The sequence below is a fragment of the Proteus sp. NMG38-2 genome, assembly GCF_020640995.1.
GTDB lineage: Bacteria > Pseudomonadota > Gammaproteobacteria > Enterobacterales > Enterobacteriaceae > Proteus.
In genome coordinates, this window is the sequence record NZ_CP085481.1 from 1,744,028 (window position 1) to 1,760,743 (window position 16,716).

The 16,716-nt window shown below is 32.3% G+C and carries 17 protein-coding genes; 8 read left to right on the plus strand and 9 right to left on the minus strand.

The features are described from left to right. Positions 1 to 221: 221 nt before the first annotated feature. Positions 222 to 566 carry an antiterminator Q family protein gene (locus LG402_RS08275; RefSeq protein ID WP_166541404.1) on the plus strand — a complete coding sequence of 115 codons (345 nt, stop codon included), beginning with the start codon at positions 222 to 224 and terminating at the stop codon, positions 564 to 566. Between the two features lie 187 nt (positions 567 to 753). Beyond that, on the plus strand, positions 754 to 1,617 hold the full coding sequence (locus LG402_RS08280; RefSeq protein WP_166541403.1) for a lipase family alpha/beta hydrolase: 864 nt from the start codon (positions 754 to 756) through the stop codon (positions 1,615 to 1,617). An 86-nt stretch (positions 1,618 to 1,703) separates the two neighbouring features. On the opposite strand, the gene LG402_RS08285 is transcribed toward LG402_RS08280, so the two are convergent. Beyond that, positions 1,704 to 2,138 carry a hypothetical protein gene (locus LG402_RS08285; RefSeq protein WP_166541402.1) on the minus strand — a complete coding sequence of 145 codons (435 nt, stop codon included), beginning with the start codon at positions 2,136 to 2,138 and terminating at the stop codon, positions 1,704 to 1,706. Between the two features lie 300 nt (positions 2,139 to 2,438). On the opposite strand from LG402_RS08285, the gene LG402_RS08290 reads away from it, so the two are divergent. Beyond that, entirely contained in the window at positions 2,439 to 3,176 is a 738-nt protein-coding gene (locus tag LG402_RS08290) for a phosphatase (RefSeq protein WP_227336784.1), read from the plus strand. Between the two features lie 66 nt (positions 3,177 to 3,242). Here LG402_RS08290 and LG402_RS08295 read toward each other — a convergent pair whose 3' ends face one another. The 5 genes from LG402_RS08295 to LG402_RS08315 form a co-directional block, all read right to left on the minus strand. Beyond that, the gene (locus tag LG402_RS08295) at positions 3,243 to 4,841 is read right to left on the minus strand and encodes a methyl-accepting chemotaxis protein (RefSeq protein WP_166541400.1); all 1,599 of its coding nucleotides are present in this window, start codon (positions 4,839 to 4,841) and stop codon (positions 3,243 to 3,245) included. A 695-nt stretch (positions 4,842 to 5,536) separates the two neighbouring features. Beyond that, positions 5,537 to 6,136 carry an NADH:ubiquinone reductase (Na(+)-transporting) subunit E gene (nqrE, locus tag LG402_RS08300; RefSeq protein ID WP_109408632.1) on the minus strand — a complete coding sequence of 200 codons (600 nt, stop codon included), beginning with the start codon at positions 6,134 to 6,136 and terminating at the stop codon, positions 5,537 to 5,539. Positions 6,137 to 6,465: 329 nt separating this feature from the next. Next, the gene (cyaB, locus tag LG402_RS08305; protein ID WP_227336785.1) at positions 6,466 to 7,017 is read right to left on the minus strand and encodes a class IV adenylate cyclase; all 552 of its coding nucleotides are present in this window, start codon (positions 7,015 to 7,017) and stop codon (positions 6,466 to 6,468) included. A 178-nt stretch (positions 7,018 to 7,195) separates the two neighbouring features. Continuing rightward, positions 7,196 to 7,576: a DUF2628 domain-containing protein gene (locus tag LG402_RS08310; protein WP_166541398.1), complete on the minus strand. Its 381-nt coding sequence runs from the start codon at positions 7,574 to 7,576 to the stop codon at positions 7,196 to 7,198. Positions 7,577 to 7,890: 314 nt separating this feature from the next. Beyond that, on the minus strand, positions 7,891 to 8,325 hold the full coding sequence (locus LG402_RS08315) for a universal stress protein (RefSeq protein WP_109408635.1): 435 nt from the start codon (positions 8,323 to 8,325) through the stop codon (positions 7,891 to 7,893). A 701-nt stretch (positions 8,326 to 9,026) separates the two neighbouring features. Here LG402_RS08315 and ftnA point away from each other — a divergent pair. The 4 genes from ftnA (at position 9,027) to LG402_RS08335 (ending at position 11,659) form a co-directional block, all read left to right on the plus strand. Continuing rightward, entirely contained in the window at positions 9,027 to 9,530 is a 504-nt protein-coding gene (gene ftnA, locus LG402_RS08320) for a non-heme ferritin (RefSeq protein ID WP_072070414.1), read from the plus strand. Positions 9,531 to 9,981: 451 nt separating this feature from the next. Further along, complete coding sequence (copC, locus tag LG402_RS08325) at positions 9,982 to 10,374, plus strand: copper homeostasis periplasmic binding protein CopC (protein WP_166541397.1); 393 nt, start codon at positions 9,982 to 9,984, stop codon at positions 10,372 to 10,374. Continuing rightward, on the plus strand, positions 10,374 to 11,270 hold the full coding sequence (copD, locus tag LG402_RS08330) for a copper homeostasis membrane protein CopD (RefSeq protein ID WP_227336786.1): 897 nt from the start codon (positions 10,374 to 10,376) through the stop codon (positions 11,268 to 11,270). Before copC ends, copD begins: the two co-directional genes overlap by 1 nt. 47 nt (positions 11,271 to 11,317) lie before the next feature. Continuing rightward, positions 11,318 to 11,659: a YebY family protein gene (locus LG402_RS08335; protein WP_109408638.1), complete on the plus strand. Its 342-nt coding sequence runs from the start codon at positions 11,318 to 11,320 to the stop codon at positions 11,657 to 11,659. Positions 11,660 to 11,963: 304 nt separating this feature from the next. Here the strand turns inward: LG402_RS08335 and LG402_RS08340 are convergent, their stop codons facing one another. The 3 genes from LG402_RS08340 to yebS all read right to left on the minus strand — a co-directional run bounded on the left by LG402_RS08340 (position 11,964) and on the right by yebS (position 15,945). After that, positions 11,964 to 12,206 carry a DUF1480 family protein gene (locus LG402_RS08340; RefSeq protein WP_072070409.1) on the minus strand — a complete coding sequence of 81 codons (243 nt, stop codon included), beginning with the start codon at positions 12,204 to 12,206 and terminating at the stop codon, positions 11,964 to 11,966. 210 nt (positions 12,207 to 12,416) lie between these two features. Further along, the gene (locus LG402_RS08345) at positions 12,417 to 14,735 is read right to left on the minus strand and encodes a PqiB family protein (RefSeq protein ID WP_166541395.1); all 2,319 of its coding nucleotides are present in this window, start codon (positions 14,733 to 14,735) and stop codon (positions 12,417 to 12,419) included. Then, positions 14,677 to 15,945, minus strand: a complete 1,269-nt coding sequence (yebS, locus tag LG402_RS08350) for a membrane integrity lipid transport subunit YebS (protein ID WP_109408640.1) — start codon at positions 15,943 to 15,945, stop codon at positions 14,677 to 14,679. Before yebS ends, LG402_RS08345 begins: the two co-directional genes overlap by 59 nt. A gap of 266 nt (positions 15,946 to 16,211) precedes the next feature. Here yebS and LG402_RS08355 point away from each other — a divergent pair, with 266 nt between their 5' ends. Continuing rightward, entirely contained in the window at positions 16,212 to 16,709 is a 498-nt protein-coding gene (locus LG402_RS08355; RefSeq protein WP_115349612.1) for a GAF domain-containing protein, read from the plus strand. Positions 16,710 to 16,716 lie beyond the last annotated feature (7 nt).

A 16,716-nucleotide genomic window follows, 5' to 3' on the forward strand; every position in this document is an offset into this window, starting at 1 on the left:
ATAACTTAAAGATAATCCGATTCTTAATTAAAATAGCTAAGTCATATTTAGATTTTTCATATCCTCTCATAGTTTCAACATTCAATTTCATCGCTTTATTAAATCCAGTTGTAAATTAAACTTTTGTCATTATATTTATAATACCTATTAATAATTAGATAGGTGTTTTTAAATGATTGCTGGATGCGATTATCACCATATGAAAAAATAAGGATGTTAATATGAGGAATATTTCAAAAATACTTGAAGAGTGGGGAGCATGGGTTGCTAATGATCATATTGCTGTTTACTTTTTAAATAAAAACAAAAAAGAAATTATCCCGGAAAAAATAAAGCAACGAAAACAATGTTCTCATCATAAAGCAAATATAATCAATGATTTAATGAAAAGGCTTATGAAGTATAATACAGAAGATTATCAATTACTTATTAATTATTATGTTTTTGGAAAAACTTTTATTGAGCTTGCAAAACATGAAAAATGTTCAGATACATATATTGGGAAAAAGTTAAAAAAAGCAGAAGGTTTGATAGAGGGTATGTTGATTTTTTCAGATGATGATTAAAAAATATAAAATTGATAAAAATAAGGCTTTACGATCGTAAAATTTAGATTATTCTAATAATCACTTATGACAAATGAAGTGCCAAAATATGATGTTATATTATAAATATTGTATTTTACCGATTGTTGTAAGTATTGCTAATAGGATGTTTAGCAATTAATTAACTTAACCCCAAGGAGTGGAAAATATGTCAACAACATATCCAATTATTTTAGTTCATGGTTTATCTGGTTTTGATGATATCGTCGGTTACCCTTACTTTTATGGTATCGCGGATGCATTAGAAAAGGATGGTCATAAAGTTTTTACAGCATCTCTTTCTGCATTTAATTCTAATGAAGTTCGTGGTGAGCAACTTTGGGAATTTGTGCAAAAAGTTCTTAAAGAAACGAAAGCAAAAAAAGTCAATTTAATTGGTCATAGCCAAGGCCCATTAGCTTGTCGTTATGTTGCTGCAAAACATGCTAAAAGTATTGCTTCTGTTACTTCTGTTAATGGTGTAAATCATGGTTCAGAAATTGCAGATTTAGTACGACGCATTATGCGCAAGGATAGTGTGCCAGAATATATTGCTGATGCAGTAATGAAAGCTATTGGCACTATTATTTCTACATTCTCTGGTAATCGTGGCAATCCCCAAGATGCTATCGCTGCATTAGAAGCATTAACAACTGAAAATGTAACTGAATTTAATAAAAATTATCCACAAGGGCTACCTGAAGTTCGTGGTGGTGAAGGTAAAGAAATTGTTAATGGCGTGCATTACTACTCATTTGGTAGTTATATTCAAGGACTAATTGCGGGTGAAAAAGGTAATTTACTGGATCCGACTCATGCCGCAATGCGTGTATTAAGTGCTTTTTTCATTGAGCGCCAAAATGATGGCTTAGTTGGTCGAACGAGTATGCGATTAGGCAAATTAATTAAGGATGATTATGCTGAAGATCACATTGATATGGTTAACCAAGTTGCAGGATTAGTAGGACGAGGTGAAGATATTATTGCGATTTATACTAATCATGCCAAATTTTTAGCAAGCAAAAAGTTATAATATCTAATAACAAGATTTGTGGATTATAAAATAATATAAACTAATGGCTCTAATTTTTATTAGAGCCATTTTTATCTTTAGTATTATCAATTTGTGTCTTTATAAACGCTAACAGAAATCCCATAACCTAATAAATAAAGAGCTTGTTCTAAGCTATCAACTTTTGATGATTGATTAATTTCAAGTAGACGTTCTATTTGTGCGCTAGTTAAATTCATTTTTCTTGCAAGGTCTGATTTTTTTGTTTTAGTTTCTAGCATGGCATTATGAAGCGCGATTTTCAAACAGCTGATGAGTGGTAAGTAAACAATAAAATCGCCTGGTTGTGCTTTTGATGGAGCAGGAATAGGCATTTTACTTGAAAGAAATTCCTCAAGGCCAACATGCAAAATATCAGAGGCTTCTAACTCAATATCATCTTCCGTGTAAGCAACAGCGTGTATATTATCAAAATCACGATAAGTAATTTCGTAGGTTTCACTTTCTTCATCAAAATAAGCGACTGCGGGATAGTTGAACATAATTAGCCTTTGTAAAGTTAAAATGAAAAAGCATTATACAATGTATTTTCAGAATTATTGTGTATAGTACTAAAGTGAAACATTAATTATCTAATTGATATTAAATAATATGTTGAAGATTAAAGCATATTTATTGAAGTTTATCTTCATTTCTTACTAATGTAAGAAAAAATAGACATAGCAGCTTATAAGCTATTTCATATTTTTGTTATTGTAGCCCATCGATTTTAGGTAGATCTTATATTTGAAGAAGAACCATCTTACAGATGATCATAGCGCTTTTTTATGAAGGAATTATTTATGTATCCCGTTGATTTACATGCTCATACAATTGCCAGTACACATGCTTACAGTACGGTGAGTGAATATTTTCAGCAAGCTAAAAAGCAGGGAATTAAATTATTTGCAATTACTGATCATGGTCCTGATATGGATGATGCTCCTCATGAATGGCATTTTTCTAATTTACCAGTGATCCCCCGTATGATTGATGGTGTTGGGATCCTTTATGGTATTGAAGCAAATATTAAAAATATTAAAGGCGAAACGGACTGCAGTGAAAAAATGAGTAAGAAATTAGATATAGTGCTTGCTGGTTTTCACGATCCAGTTATGAGTTCATTGGGTATTGTGGATAATACAAAGGCTTTAATTGCGACAATAACAAGTGGCGTTGTTCAAATGATAACTCATCCTGGAAATCCTAAATACCCCATTGATATTGCCGAAGTTGCCAAAGTGGCTGCGGCTAGTAACGTTGCTTTAGAAATGAATAATTCATCATTTATTCATTCTAGAGTAGGGAGTGAGAAAAACTGCATAGATATAGCTAAAGCAGTTCGTGATGCAGGTGGATTGATTGCACTAGGATCTGACTCTCATATTGCTTTATCATTAGGAAAATTTGATCGAGTATTAGAAGTATTAACTCAAATAGATTTTCCCGAAGAACGTATATTAAATACGTCCCCAAGAAAAGTTTTAGATTTTTTAAAATCACATGGGAAGAAAGAGATCTCTGAATTTAGCCATTTTTGATACTTTAATATATGAACAATAGAAAGCTATCTTAGGATAACTTTCTATTGAATTAGTTAGCATTTTTTATTGATGAAAAACAGTTAACTCTTGTTTTAATTGGTTTGATTGTGTCTGTAGGGAATCTAGTGAATTAACTAGCTCCCTTGTCATTGTGGCATTAGCTTGTGTTGTTTGATCTAATTGGTTTATAGCATCTTCAATTTGAGCAATACCATTACTTTGTTCATTAGTTGAGATAGAAATATCGTGGATCATTTCATTGATATTTTCAGTATGTTTAGAAATATCCACCATATTATCGTTTGCGTCAGCTGCTAATTGAAAACATTGGTTTATTTTTTTACTTGAATTTGCAACAAGTACTTTTATCTCTTTTGATGCTAAATTACAGCTAATGGATAATTCACGGACTTCTTTTGCAACCACCGCAAATCCCTTACCATGTTCACCTACTCTAGCGGCTTCCACAGCGGCATTTAACGCTAACAAATTAGTTTGAAAGGCAATATTGTCAATTGTTGATGTAATATCATTAATTTGCTCAGAGAAAGAGACGACTTCATGCATATTTTCAACTACGTTAGCTAACATTTCATTACTTTGATGGATCATAGAATCTGTTTTAGTCACAAGTTCACATGATGCTTGGGTATTTTCTGCATGCTGTTTTGAGGTAACACTTAGTTGTCTTATCCCTGCGGATGTTTCAAGTACAGCTGCTGATTGTTGTTCAACGCGAATAGCAAGATTATTGTTCATAACAGAAATATCATTTAATTCTGAATTGATAAGGCCTGAACTGCTATTAATGTTATTAACTATCTGCTTTATTTGATCTCGCATTTTTTCAATATTTTTAGTGAGGATGTTTATTTCAAATAGACCTTTTGTCGTGACATTAGTGGCTAACTCACCATTACTGATATCTTCAATATTCTTCATAATGGCATTGAGAGGTGAAATAAAATTTTTTCGTAATACGACTTGGACTAAAAAAGAAAAAATGACAATGAGGATTGTAATTACAATTAAACTATAAATGATCCTATCATACAGTAACTCACCTTCATTTAATGATGCAGTGTAATGGCTTTGTAGCTGTTGATGATAGTTGATGTATGCTTGTTCAAAATTATCTTGGTAGGTTTGTGTCGGTTGATTTAAATACTCGTATGTTTTTCCTTGTTCTAAGAAGGCTAAAAATTCAATTAATGCAGCATTAAGTTCAGTATACTTTTGTTCTAATTGCTGAATATAGCTTTCATTCTTAATATTATGAGGAATATTTTTAAAACTACTCCAAGCATTTTCAACACTTTGAAGTTTTTCTTTAGTTTGTTGTAATAAAGATGAAATATCAGTATTTGCGGTGGCCATTTTATTAATAATTAATAAATGTCGAGAGCTTGCTCTATTTAAGGTATTACGAGTTTGTAGCAGATTTTCCCAGGTGTTACTTAGTAGTGATTGTTCAATGTAGATATTGTTTAGTGTGTTTAAGTTTCTCTTGTAATCATTTACAGATGAAAGAAATAAAACAGAGGCTAAACCAAGAAGTAAAATCAAGGAGCCGGTTATAAGCCAAACTAAGGTGGTTGTTTTTAAATTCGACATATTAAAAGAGACGTTTGGCAAATAACGTTGTTTGAAGTTCTTAAACATGAATAGTTATTTCCTTTTTTATAAAAATACAACTGTGCAATTTATTGATTTTTAAGTTTTATTTTTACTTCCTGTAACTGGTATAGACAAAAAATGACTAAAAACGAGTAAAGTTATGTTTTTAGAACACTCTTTGATTTAATGCCATATATCCTTTTGATTTTTTCAAATACTAAAAAAGAGTATCGGCATTTTATAAATATTCTTTATGGTTATTTATTGTTCTTATTAATAAATTTTTCAAATGAATTCCTTGGTGATGTAACGTGTTGATTTTCATTAAATTTAATTTAAGACTTAAAATTTGAAAAAGTAAAAAGATGACATAAAAAATGTTGTTTTTAATAACTAATTGATAACCTGTTGATTTGTTATTAATTTAATGTGAATTGATAGTTTGTAATTTAAACAATTAGATTTTAATAATGTAAGTGATTCTATTTATAAAATAAAAAAATACTTATGATATAAAGAGCAATAAATAAAATTAGTTTTTCTTTTATTACAAGCATAAATAAGAAGTATTTATGTGATTGTGCGAGCTAAAATAAGTAAGAGGAAATAGGGGGGTAGGAAGAAAATAGATAAAAATACTATAAACGAAAAATGTGAGCTTTCCGTTTATAGTTTATGTTGTTTTTTCAATAAAATTTATGATGTATGAAAATTTGAATTAAATGATATTAAATGTTTTTTTAAAGTGAAATACCGGAAAATGACATAAAACCTAATGACATTAATCCTACAGTGATAAAGGTGATACCTAATCCTCTTAATCCTTTAGGAATATCTGAATATTTCATTTTTTCTCGTAGGCCAGATAGAGCGACAATTGCTAGTAACCAGCCTACGCCACAACCTGCACCGTATATAACTGATTCTGAAAATGTATAATCACGCTCAACCATAAAAATGGTGGCACCAAAGATAGCGCAATGAATAGTTAATAAAGGCAAAAAAATCCCTAATGAATGGTAAAGTGAAGGGATAAATTTATCTAAAAACATTTCTAATATTTGAACTAATGCGGCTAAAACACCAATAAAAGTAATATATCTTAGAAAACTAAGATCGATACCTTCCACTAAAACATCTTTTTTTAAGATAAAATTATAAATTAAGTTATTGATTGGAGTAGCAATAATAAGTAAAACAGTGACCGTGAGTCCTAGTTTTAATGATGTTTTCACTTCTTTTGAAACAGCAAGGAAAGTACACATTCCCAAAAAGAAACTTAATGCCATATTCTCAATAAAAGTTGCCTTAATGAAGATATTAAGGTAATTTTCAAGCATAACCCCTCCTATTAGTATATTTTTTTATTAATTCTAATAAAAACATAGCATTAATATAAGTGATATTGCAAAAATATCTTTTAAATCGGATCTGAATAGCATTATTAGCCTAAATCTGAATGTTATTAAAGAGAAAAAAAAGAAAAAATTTAAGAAGCTCTCCAAAAAAATAGTATTCAAGTTTAAACTTGTATCAAGGGAGGTTTTTTCTATTTTTTACTACGTGGGGTAAATAATCTTGGGAAAGATAAAACACCGATATTTAGGATAAGGTTATAATGTCGGTGTTTGAACAAGTGATAGAAAGAATATCTTTAATTTAAATTAGGTTATCTTTTTAAGCTATTTAACATAAGTTTTTTATAGTTATTTTTTTCAAGATGTTTTTCTGTAAACCCAAACTGTGCTGCTAAATTTTGTAATTGTTTCGTATAGAGAGGCAGTTGACTTTGATCGTCAGTCATAATAGCGAATTCTGCAAATGAACCTAGATTATCTAATTTATCAATGGTGATATGAAACTCGTCTAAAAAATAGATTTCTCTTGATTTGGTATAATTGAGAATACAATGGTAGCCTAGTGTGATAAACATGGAGACTGTTTTTTCTGCATCTTCTATGCGTACTGCTTCACATTGTGATAAATCAGGGCCTTTAACGATAAGAAGGTTTATGCCTGAAGGTAACATTTTTCTTATACACAAGCTTATGTTTGATGTCGGGAACTTGAGATTAGAATGTTCCATATACCAATCTGTTTCTTGGTTATTAGGCGTAAATAAGATTGCACCAGCTTTTTCTAATGCTGCAATAAATTTTTCTGGATTTTGAAGGTGATATTTTAGTTCTGCTTCAAATTTACCTTGAAAATGATTCGACATGATTTTTTCCCTGATTTCTAGTTAACGCATTATAGCATTGACTAGAATTTTCTCTGGTTAGGAAAATGAATCTTTATGACAAAAGTAGAAGGTACTGTAGTGTTGTTAGTAAAAAGGATTTGAGGAATATAAAAACTAAAGGGGTAATTACCCCTTTGATATTATTGTAGAAAAACTATTATAGAACCCCATCAAAAGGATTCCAGCTTTGATCATTCTTGGTTTCTTTTAAATAATAAGCATAGTTAGCTGTTATTGCCCATAAAATATTAATGGCAATACCGACAGCATTGATTACACCATTATTGACAGGGAAGAAACCGATAATAGTAAAAATAGCAATGTTAATGGCAAGTAATGTTAATGCTTTACGCCATAAACCTAAAATAAGAAAATAAATAAAACCAAAGAAAAAGGCCCAGATATTCATTCCAATGAGAATACGTTTACCAAAGGATAGTTCTTTATAAGCCGCTTTAAATTCAGGAGTTTTAGGTGAGCCATATTTATCAAAAAATGAAAAACGCTCTTGCCATTTTTCAGAGTACTCGTTATTCATGTTAATTCCTTTTACCGATATTGATTACATTTGGTTTTCATAGAAAGAAAAGTATCTTTACATAAATTCACATGATCAACAATATAAAAGTATTAATAGGTTGTTAATATATATATTTATATATTAATCATTAATACACCTTTTTCTTCTTGTTTTTTAATAATTATCTTATTGTTTAAAGATATATTATTAATAATTACTCTCAAAAATAAGAATGATAAAATAAAATATTATTTTGACTTCATTTTACGGAATAAAGAATAAGAAATCTGGTTTATGACTTGTACCAGATTTCTTATAAGGGAATAAAGTAATTAACGGACAACTAATACTGATGATTCAGCATAGCTAACAACAGAAGATGCAGTAGAGCCGAGGAGGTAAGTTTTCATGCCGGGGTTACGAGAACCGATGACAATCAACTCGGCTTGAATTTTTTTCGCCGTTTCTAAAATTTTATCGCGTGGATTACCAATGGAAATATAAAACTGAGAAGTACTGTTAGAAATCTCAACATGCGATAAATTTTCTTTTAACGTAGATAACGCAATTTCAATACGTTGTTTGTCACTTGCGAGTCGGTCTTGGCCTGCAAATGCAAACCCAACAAAAGATTCATAACTTGGGATCACAGATAAAAAATGAATATTCAGTTTGTCAGCGACAGACAATGCTTTTAGATGAGAAACAACCTTGTCTAATAAACCAAGCTCTGTAAAATCAACGGGTACTAACACTGTTTTTGTCATAGTGGCTCCTAATTAACCTTTATTATGATTAGGGCTTTAATACTAATTTTTTGTACATACAAATATGAGTTACCTACTAATCTTATCAGCCAAAATCAAAAACTGTATAAAAATTATAAATATTTTTATTTTTTGAGAGTTGTGTGTTTTTTTTACATGCAAAAAATGAAAAAAATCGTAGTAATTTAAGAGGAAGGGACACAATGGAGTAAACTAGAAATAATTGCTGATAAAATAGGTTAATTAACAGGTGATAATAAAGTTTTTTTACAATCGTATTAAAATAGATATATAAAAGAAGAGTGGCTATAAATAGATGTATATATAGAGATGTAAATAAAGTAAAGAATTAAAAGTAGAAGATAATAATTAAATTTTAGTACTTTGTTTATATTTTATAAAAGTTAAATGCTTTGATTGGCTAAAAATAATTAAATTAACCTTATTAATTTAATTTTAAACAATAACCAATTATTACAATGTGTTACGGTAGTGTTGGGTTTTTTTGTTGCCAATGATAATAAGTAGCATTTAACTTTTATTAAAATAACAAATTTATATTGCAAATGAGATTGGTTTTTATTTTTGTTACGCATTAACTAATTAAAAAAATAAACAAACTCTATTTAAATAAGTATATTTTTATTTTTAATTGTGCATAATATCTCTAATGTTAATTTTCATCGCAAAGGACGTAAAATATGTTACATCAAGATATGATTAATAAATTGAATGAACAGCTAAATTTAGAGTTTTATTCAGCAAATCTTTATTTACAAATGAGTGCTTGGTGCGACGATAAAGGATTTGATGGTGCAGCTAAGTTTTTAAAAGCACATTCTCGTGAAGAAATGGAGCATATGCATCGCTTATTTGATTATTTAAGTGATACAGGTGCGATGCCTTTACTTGGTGCAATTGAAGCGCCACCATCAGAGTTTTCATCACTCTCTGAATTGTTCGATAAAACTTACGAGCATGAAAAACATATTACAGCTGAAATTAATAAATTAGCTCATGTAGCAATGACCACTCAAGATTATTCAACCTTTAACTTCTTACAATGGTATGTTGCAGAGCAGCATGAAGAAGAAAAATTATTTAAATCAATCTTAGATAAATTAGCAATGGTTGGTGATAGTGGTAAAGCTTTATTCTTGTTAGATAAAGATCTGAATACATTATCAACATCTGCACATGTCTAATTATTCATAAAGCTTCAGATAATAAGTTAATAAATGAATCATTACGCCCTGCTATAAGTGAATAGTAGGGCGCTTTTTTATTCTTCTATCATTACCTCTTTTTCTATTCATGCCTTTTATCTCTTCCTTTACTAACACTGTCTATCTTTACTAACACTGTCTATTTTTTATCCTGAATGTGTTTTTGGATGTTATTTATACAGGGTGTTTATTTTACGTTTAACTTAATTTGGTTATGTATTGAACTGTTTAGACTGTCAATGTGGGTATTATATTTTTTTAAAGTGTAAAAATGGGTGATATTTGAAACAGAAACTGCTCTAAATAACATATATTTTGAGTGCTAGTTCACAACCTTTTATTTCTAATAAGAAGAAGCGAAGATCTTGACGTAAATTTGCTATAAAATATTTCCATAAATAAAAAATCACCTGTAATTTAAGAGGTTATTATGTCATTAAATACACTTAAGACATCTTGGGGTAAATTATCAGCCATTGCGGTTTTATTCCTAGGTATGTCGTATCAACAAGCATTAGCTCACGCACATTTAAAATCACAGTTACCTGCAGAAGGCGCGGCTATTGAGCAGTCACAAGCACCTAAAGTTATCACACTAGATTTTTCTGAAGGCATTGAACTTGCTTTTAGTAAAATTAAAGTATCAAATGCTGAAGGTAAAGAAATCACAGTAGGAAAACTGAGTTTAGATCCTGTTAACAACACTAAATTATTATTACCTTTAGAAAGTGATCTGGCTGAAGGCAATTATTTAGTTGATTGGAATGTGGTTTCTGTTGATGGGCACAAGACAAAAGGTTCTTATCAATTTAGTGTAAAATAATGACACCTGAAGACGTTTATATTTTATGCCGTTTCTTTCATTTTGTGGCAGTCATGTTTATGTTCGGACTGAGCTTCTCGGCTGCCATTCTTGCAAAAGATAAGTTTATTCCTCTTATTCAAGTCCGTTTACGCCCTGCATTAGCCATCAGTACTATTACAGTCTTTATTACGACTTATCTATGGATGGCTGTACAATCTGGCATTATGGGTGATGGGTGGGAGGATGCTTGGTCACTTGAAATATGGAAAGCGGTATTAGGTACTTCATTTGGTCAGGTTTGGCAATGGCAGTTGATATTAGCAACTCTTGCTTTATCTGTATTATTTATACACCAACGCTATATTCGTAATTTTTCTTTATTAATAATTGCGTCAATTATGTTGATCCTACATGCGTCTATCGGACATGGTGCTATGTTTACAGGATCAGAAGCAACCTTTTATAAAGTTAATCAAAGTATTCATCTTATTAGTGCCGCGTATTGGTTTGGTGGTTTATGGCCATTTGTTGCTTGTTTACAATTTTTGCGTAATAAAGATGAGCTTGCAGAAGGGATGATCAAGCCAATTATTGGCACAATGAAGAGATTTTCATTATTTGGTCATGTTGCTGTTTTATTAGTTACCATCACGGGTGTTATTAGTGCTGTTATGCTCATTCCAGGGTGGCCAGCAATACACTTATCATCAGAATATCAAAGCATGTTATGGCTTAAAATCAGCTTAGTTATGCTAATGCTAGGTTTGGCTGTAATTAATCGTTATGTTTTGGTGCCTCATATTCGTAAGAAAAATAATTTTCAGTGGTTGCTAATTAATAGCTGGTTTGAACTATTACTTGGAACTATGGTTATTTTTACTGTTGCCATCTTTGCGATTAACTCACCTGTATAGATTGTTATATAATCGTAAAAATCTAATTTATTAAGTGAGATATAAACATGAAACGTTTTATATTAGCGGGAATGTTAATGCTTTTCTCTTTTCAAGCATTTTCTGCTCCAATTTCCACTGTAAGTAAGCTTCAATTTGGTGATGATTGGCCATTTACACGAGAAGAGGTAATGCTTAATTGCCGTGCTGATGGCGCTTGGTTTGTGATTAATCCAGCAACATTAGTTCAGTATCCACTTAATGAAATTGCTATGAAACAGATGGAAAGTGGAAAAGTTAAGGCGCAGCTAATCGATATTATTTTACTTCCAGATCCTAATTCTCCTGAAAAGAAAAAATCAGTAGAAGCTATTCAAGGTGCATTTAAAGCACTTTGCGAAAGTAATTAATCAAGTGATTAATAATTGAAAGTGGAATTTTTTATTTCTATTTTATTGATTTAATAAATAAATTTCACTTGAGATTAATTTTTGAATAGAAAAGAGTGTGCGATTGATTTGTTTACTGGATATTTACATATTGTTAGCTAATATTTAACAGTAGGTTGTGAAATAGAAAGGTCTGAGTGAGTCCTCGATTTTTTTGTTTACGCAGTAATCAGTAATTACTTTTTAGCGCACGGCTCGCAATGAGCCTTTTCCCTAAGCCAGATAAATGATTTATCTGGCTTTTTTTATGTTGCTTTAACATCTCTTATGCCACTTTTAAGATCCAATGGTGGTTTTCTTTGTCATAAGCATGGCGATAAAGCAGAATATTTTTATCTTTCAATTGAGCCGGAATGCTCGTGTTTTCATCCCATCCATCTAGTTGCATGCAAAACTCTGTATCATAATCACATGGAATATGAATATAAGTTAATTGATTATCAGAAGAGTGTTTCAAAGTAATATCTTCAATTTCATAGCAAGCAATTTTTAACGTTGTTTTCTTCATATTATTACTCCTGCTTAGGCGATGTTTTGTTGTGTTCCGTTATGTTTTGTTGGTGGCATTTATTCTGAATAATGCTTTTCGACCAAACAAAATTAAGCATAGTATAAATGGAATTCATTTCCAAAATATATTTCACAAATAAAAAAAGCGGATCATTTTTTGTGATCCGCTTTAAATAACTAGTAGGAAATAAGGGGGAATTATCTTATTTTATGGCTTTGGTATCGCAGTTCCCCATTCATCCCAATCTTTAGGCTCTTTTGCATTTAAAATGAAATTCTGTTCCTGTTTCGCTTTTGATTGTAGTGGCGTGGAAGGTGGCGTTGCAAATGTAATACCTCCACGTATAAATTGTTTAAATGTCCCACTTCGTATAACGCCACCCGTTAAACCAAAGGAGAAGTTATATCCAGAAGAGAGCCAGAATTCGGTATTATTTCTAACAAGGTATTGATATTTTTTACTAATTCGAATGTGAATTAAGACTCTATCAGACATGTTTCCTAACTCAAGTCCCGTCACAGCACCAACTTCAAGACCTCGATAATAAATAGGCGTACCAATTTGTACTGAGCCAGCTTCTGTGGCATTTAAGACAAGATTTAACCCATCAAGATAGCGAGAGTCTGTAATGTTAGATGTTTGAAGTTCAAATTGACGATAAACACCACCATTACCAGGTTCTGCTTTAATGTATGGCTGAATTAGGGAGTCTAGGTTATCTAATCCTGATGCTGTTAGCTCTGGTGTGACAACAGCAAAGCGACTACCTGATCTTGCAAATGTTTTTACATAATCAGGGTAGAGTACTGCTGAAACCGTCACAGCTTTTCTATCTGGCGAGAGGATCAGTGATTCAACCTGACCAATATCAATGCCTAAATAACGAATAGGCATGCCTTCAGAAAGCTTACTAGCATCGTAAGTTTTTAAAGTGATTTGAGCACCAATAGCCCTAGCACTGGTTTCTGATGAATAGAGTTTGTAACGTGAGGCGTTATTGTTGATATTTTCAAAGTTATCGAAGCTAATAGCGCCTTTTAAAGCTCTATTTAATGGTGTCGCTTCAACGGTTAATCCTGAACCATTGACGGAAACTTTTGCCGCACCTTCAGTCCAGAAAACGCTTTTTTCAGTAAGAAGGTGGCGATATTGTTTGGAAATATAAACATCAATATCAAACTCATCAATTAATGGTCTGACATCAGTGATTTCACCAACTTGAAATTGATGGTAAAGCACGACAGAGCCTTTTTGAATACCCGGAAGGCTGGAGGCTTTTAACGTTAATGTCACTGGTAATTCATTACCATTGATGCTTGCTTTAGCAAAAAAATCATTGCGATACAGACGGTACTGCTCTTTAGGGGTACCTTTGTTACCTTGAATAAGATGAATACCGCCTTCAAGCCATTCTTGAGGAGAAGCACCTTGAATATCAATACCATTTAAGCCCATATTGACGTTTATTCGGCTATTGGCAACAAACTTGCTGTCCTCATAAATATAATGTTTATATTCAGGGGCGATAATAACATCGAAGATAACACCATCATCACTTATATTACGTTGTATGACTTGGCCAATAGTTATGCCTCTAAAGAGAATAGGTTGTCCTGCATCGACGCCCCAACTTTCTTCACTAGTTAGAGAAAGAATTAATCCATCTTCACCATATATTGCTTTACCCGCCTCAACAGAGGTAGCCGATTGTAAAACAAACTGCTGGTTTTCTTGTGCTGGTTGACTGTTTTCTGGGGAGTCAAAAGCTATCGCACCGTTAATTAAAGCAGAAACACTTTCCATTTTAACGGACACGCCACTTTTTAAATTAAAATTACCTTGGAATCCAGATACATTCCAAAAATGGCTGTCTTGACGAATTAAATGTGAATATTGTTTATCAATACTTAATTCAATAAAAACGCCTTGGTTGTCAGGGCGAATTGCGTAGCTATAAACTTTCCCTACGGGAACTTGGCGGTAATAAACTTGAGAGTCAACATTGAGTGATCCCAGTTTATCTGCAGTTAAGGTAATTAATTGCTGGTTTTTATCAATATTTGCTTGAGGGCGAACTTCTTGAGCAATAAATTTAAACTGCTTTTCACCATCACCGGGTAGCATACTGATGTAGTTACCACCTACTAAAGCATCTAGCCCTGATACACCTGATAGGCTCGCTTTAGGTGTAACAAGCCAAAATTGCGTATTTTTCCGTAATGCAGAAGCAAGATTTTTTCGTACATCAGCTGTCACAATAACTCTGCGTAAGTCATCGCTTAAGGTGATATCTTTAACTATTCCTACATCAACGCCTTGATAGCGGATTGGTGTTCTACCAGAGACAATCCCTGAAGCAGATTGAAAATCAATCGTAATTTGTACGCCTTTATCTTGCCAATGTTGGAAAAGCAACCAACTTGCAATAAAAATGGCGATAACAGGGAGTAGCCAAAATGTCGAAATTCTACGCTTGCGGCGTATTTGGGCTTGTGTTTCCTGAGCGTCGTTTTCTTCGTGTTGCATAAGTATCCCATAGTAAACGACTATCCAACCATTCAACGGCAAGGATAGTAAGAATAACCGCAGTACCAAAATAAAAAGCTGCTGGGCCCATTGTGAACGTCATCAGTTGATCTCGATTAATTAATGACATCATCAGTGCGATCACAAAGAGATCAAGCATGGACCATCGTCCTATCCAAGAGACAAAACGGTATAATTTCATACGTAATAGAGGGTGAATGTGAGAATCAAAATGAATACTCAACAATAGACCCAACATAATAATAATTTTGAAAAAAGGCACAAAAATACTGGCAATAAAAACGATAATAGCAATAGGGGTATTACCTGAATTTACCAAGGCAATGACGCCAGAAAAAATGGTATCTTCGGTACGTTGGCCATTTAAATAAAAAATAGAAATAGGCAATAAATTTGCAGGTAATAATAAAATAATCGCTGCAATTAATGCTGCCCATGTTTTCTGCAAACTCATTGGTTGTCTTGGGGTGTAGCAAGATTTACAACGTGGGCAATGTGTTGAAGGCATTTTTTTAAAATGATAATGGCAAGCATGGCATGTTGCTGGGCTTCGTTGGATCTCTTTTTGTGGATAAAATTGTTGCCAAAGTTGGTCCATATTAATATTAATCAGCATCAACAAGCTTAGTAGCATTAATGAAACAAAAGCAATTAACCCATTGCCAATATAAACCGTGGCATAATCACCTAATTTTATTGTTGCAACACCCAGCCCAATCAAATAAACATCTAGCATTACCCATTCTTTTAATTTGCCAAGCATTAAAAGTACTGGACGTAAATTTAAACGTAAACGCGCACCTAAATGAAGATACAAAATAGCAATAGGGAGACTAAGTGGGGCGGCGACAGCACAAAAGAGAACCATAGTTGCAGTAAGAGGAGAGCCTTGCTCTGACATCATACGAATACCATCAAGCACGTTGGCGGTTATCATTGTGCCCAATAAATGGATTTTGATTAATGGTTGAGTAAATGCAATAGATGCCAAGATTAGCATTGTAATCGACAAAATAAGTAAGCGAGTTAGTGACCAGTCTCGATAAGAGGCAAGTTTAGCTTGGCAACGTGGACAGTACGCATCTTCTCCACGCTTAAGCGCAAGGGGAAGTGCCACAAGATGGTCACATTCTTGGCAGCGTATTGATTTTATTTTGTTAATTGCGATATTGTTCTCAGTGTTGCTCATTAATTCGCCTAAGTTAGCTTTCTTAAGAGTTATCGTTTGATTAAGCTAAAAAAAAGTACCTATACTCAATGGTTCACAAGTTATCATTTTTATTATATTTATGCCTTTCATTTTACAATAATAAGAGTCTGATTTTTTTTGTAGATGTTAAGGAAGTTTTATCGTTTTTTTACCCAATTCTTGAAAATGGAGTATTCAACCTCAAGATAAAATAGGCTAAATTACGAGTATGTTATCTATTTTAGTTATGTAAATAGGGTTTAATGATGCCAAATTCGCTTTTTTATCAGGAACTCACTGATAATTTGTCAGCCTTGTTGTCTGGTGAAAATGATCTTATCGCATCACTTGCTAATACCAGCGCACTTCTTTTCGAGAAGTTAGATACGATAAATTGGGTTGGGTTTTATCTTAATGATGGTGATTCATTAGTTCTTGGTCCATTTCAAGGTAAAATTGCTTGTGTCAGGATAGGTTTTGGAAAAGGAGTTTGCGGAACTGCATACTCCGAAAACAGAATTTTAAGAGTGGATGACGTTCATCAATTTAGTGGACATATTGCTTGTGACAGTGCAAGTCAGTCTGAAATTGTTCTACCTCTAGAGGTGAATGGACAAATTATAGGCGTTCTCGATATTGATAGCCCTATTTTTAATCGTTTTGATAAAAAAGATGAAAATGGGCTTAAAGCGTTGTGTGACGTGCTCTGCGAGCATTTAAAAACTTGTCATACAGCAAAATATTGTGAATTTTGTGTAAGTTAACAGGCGT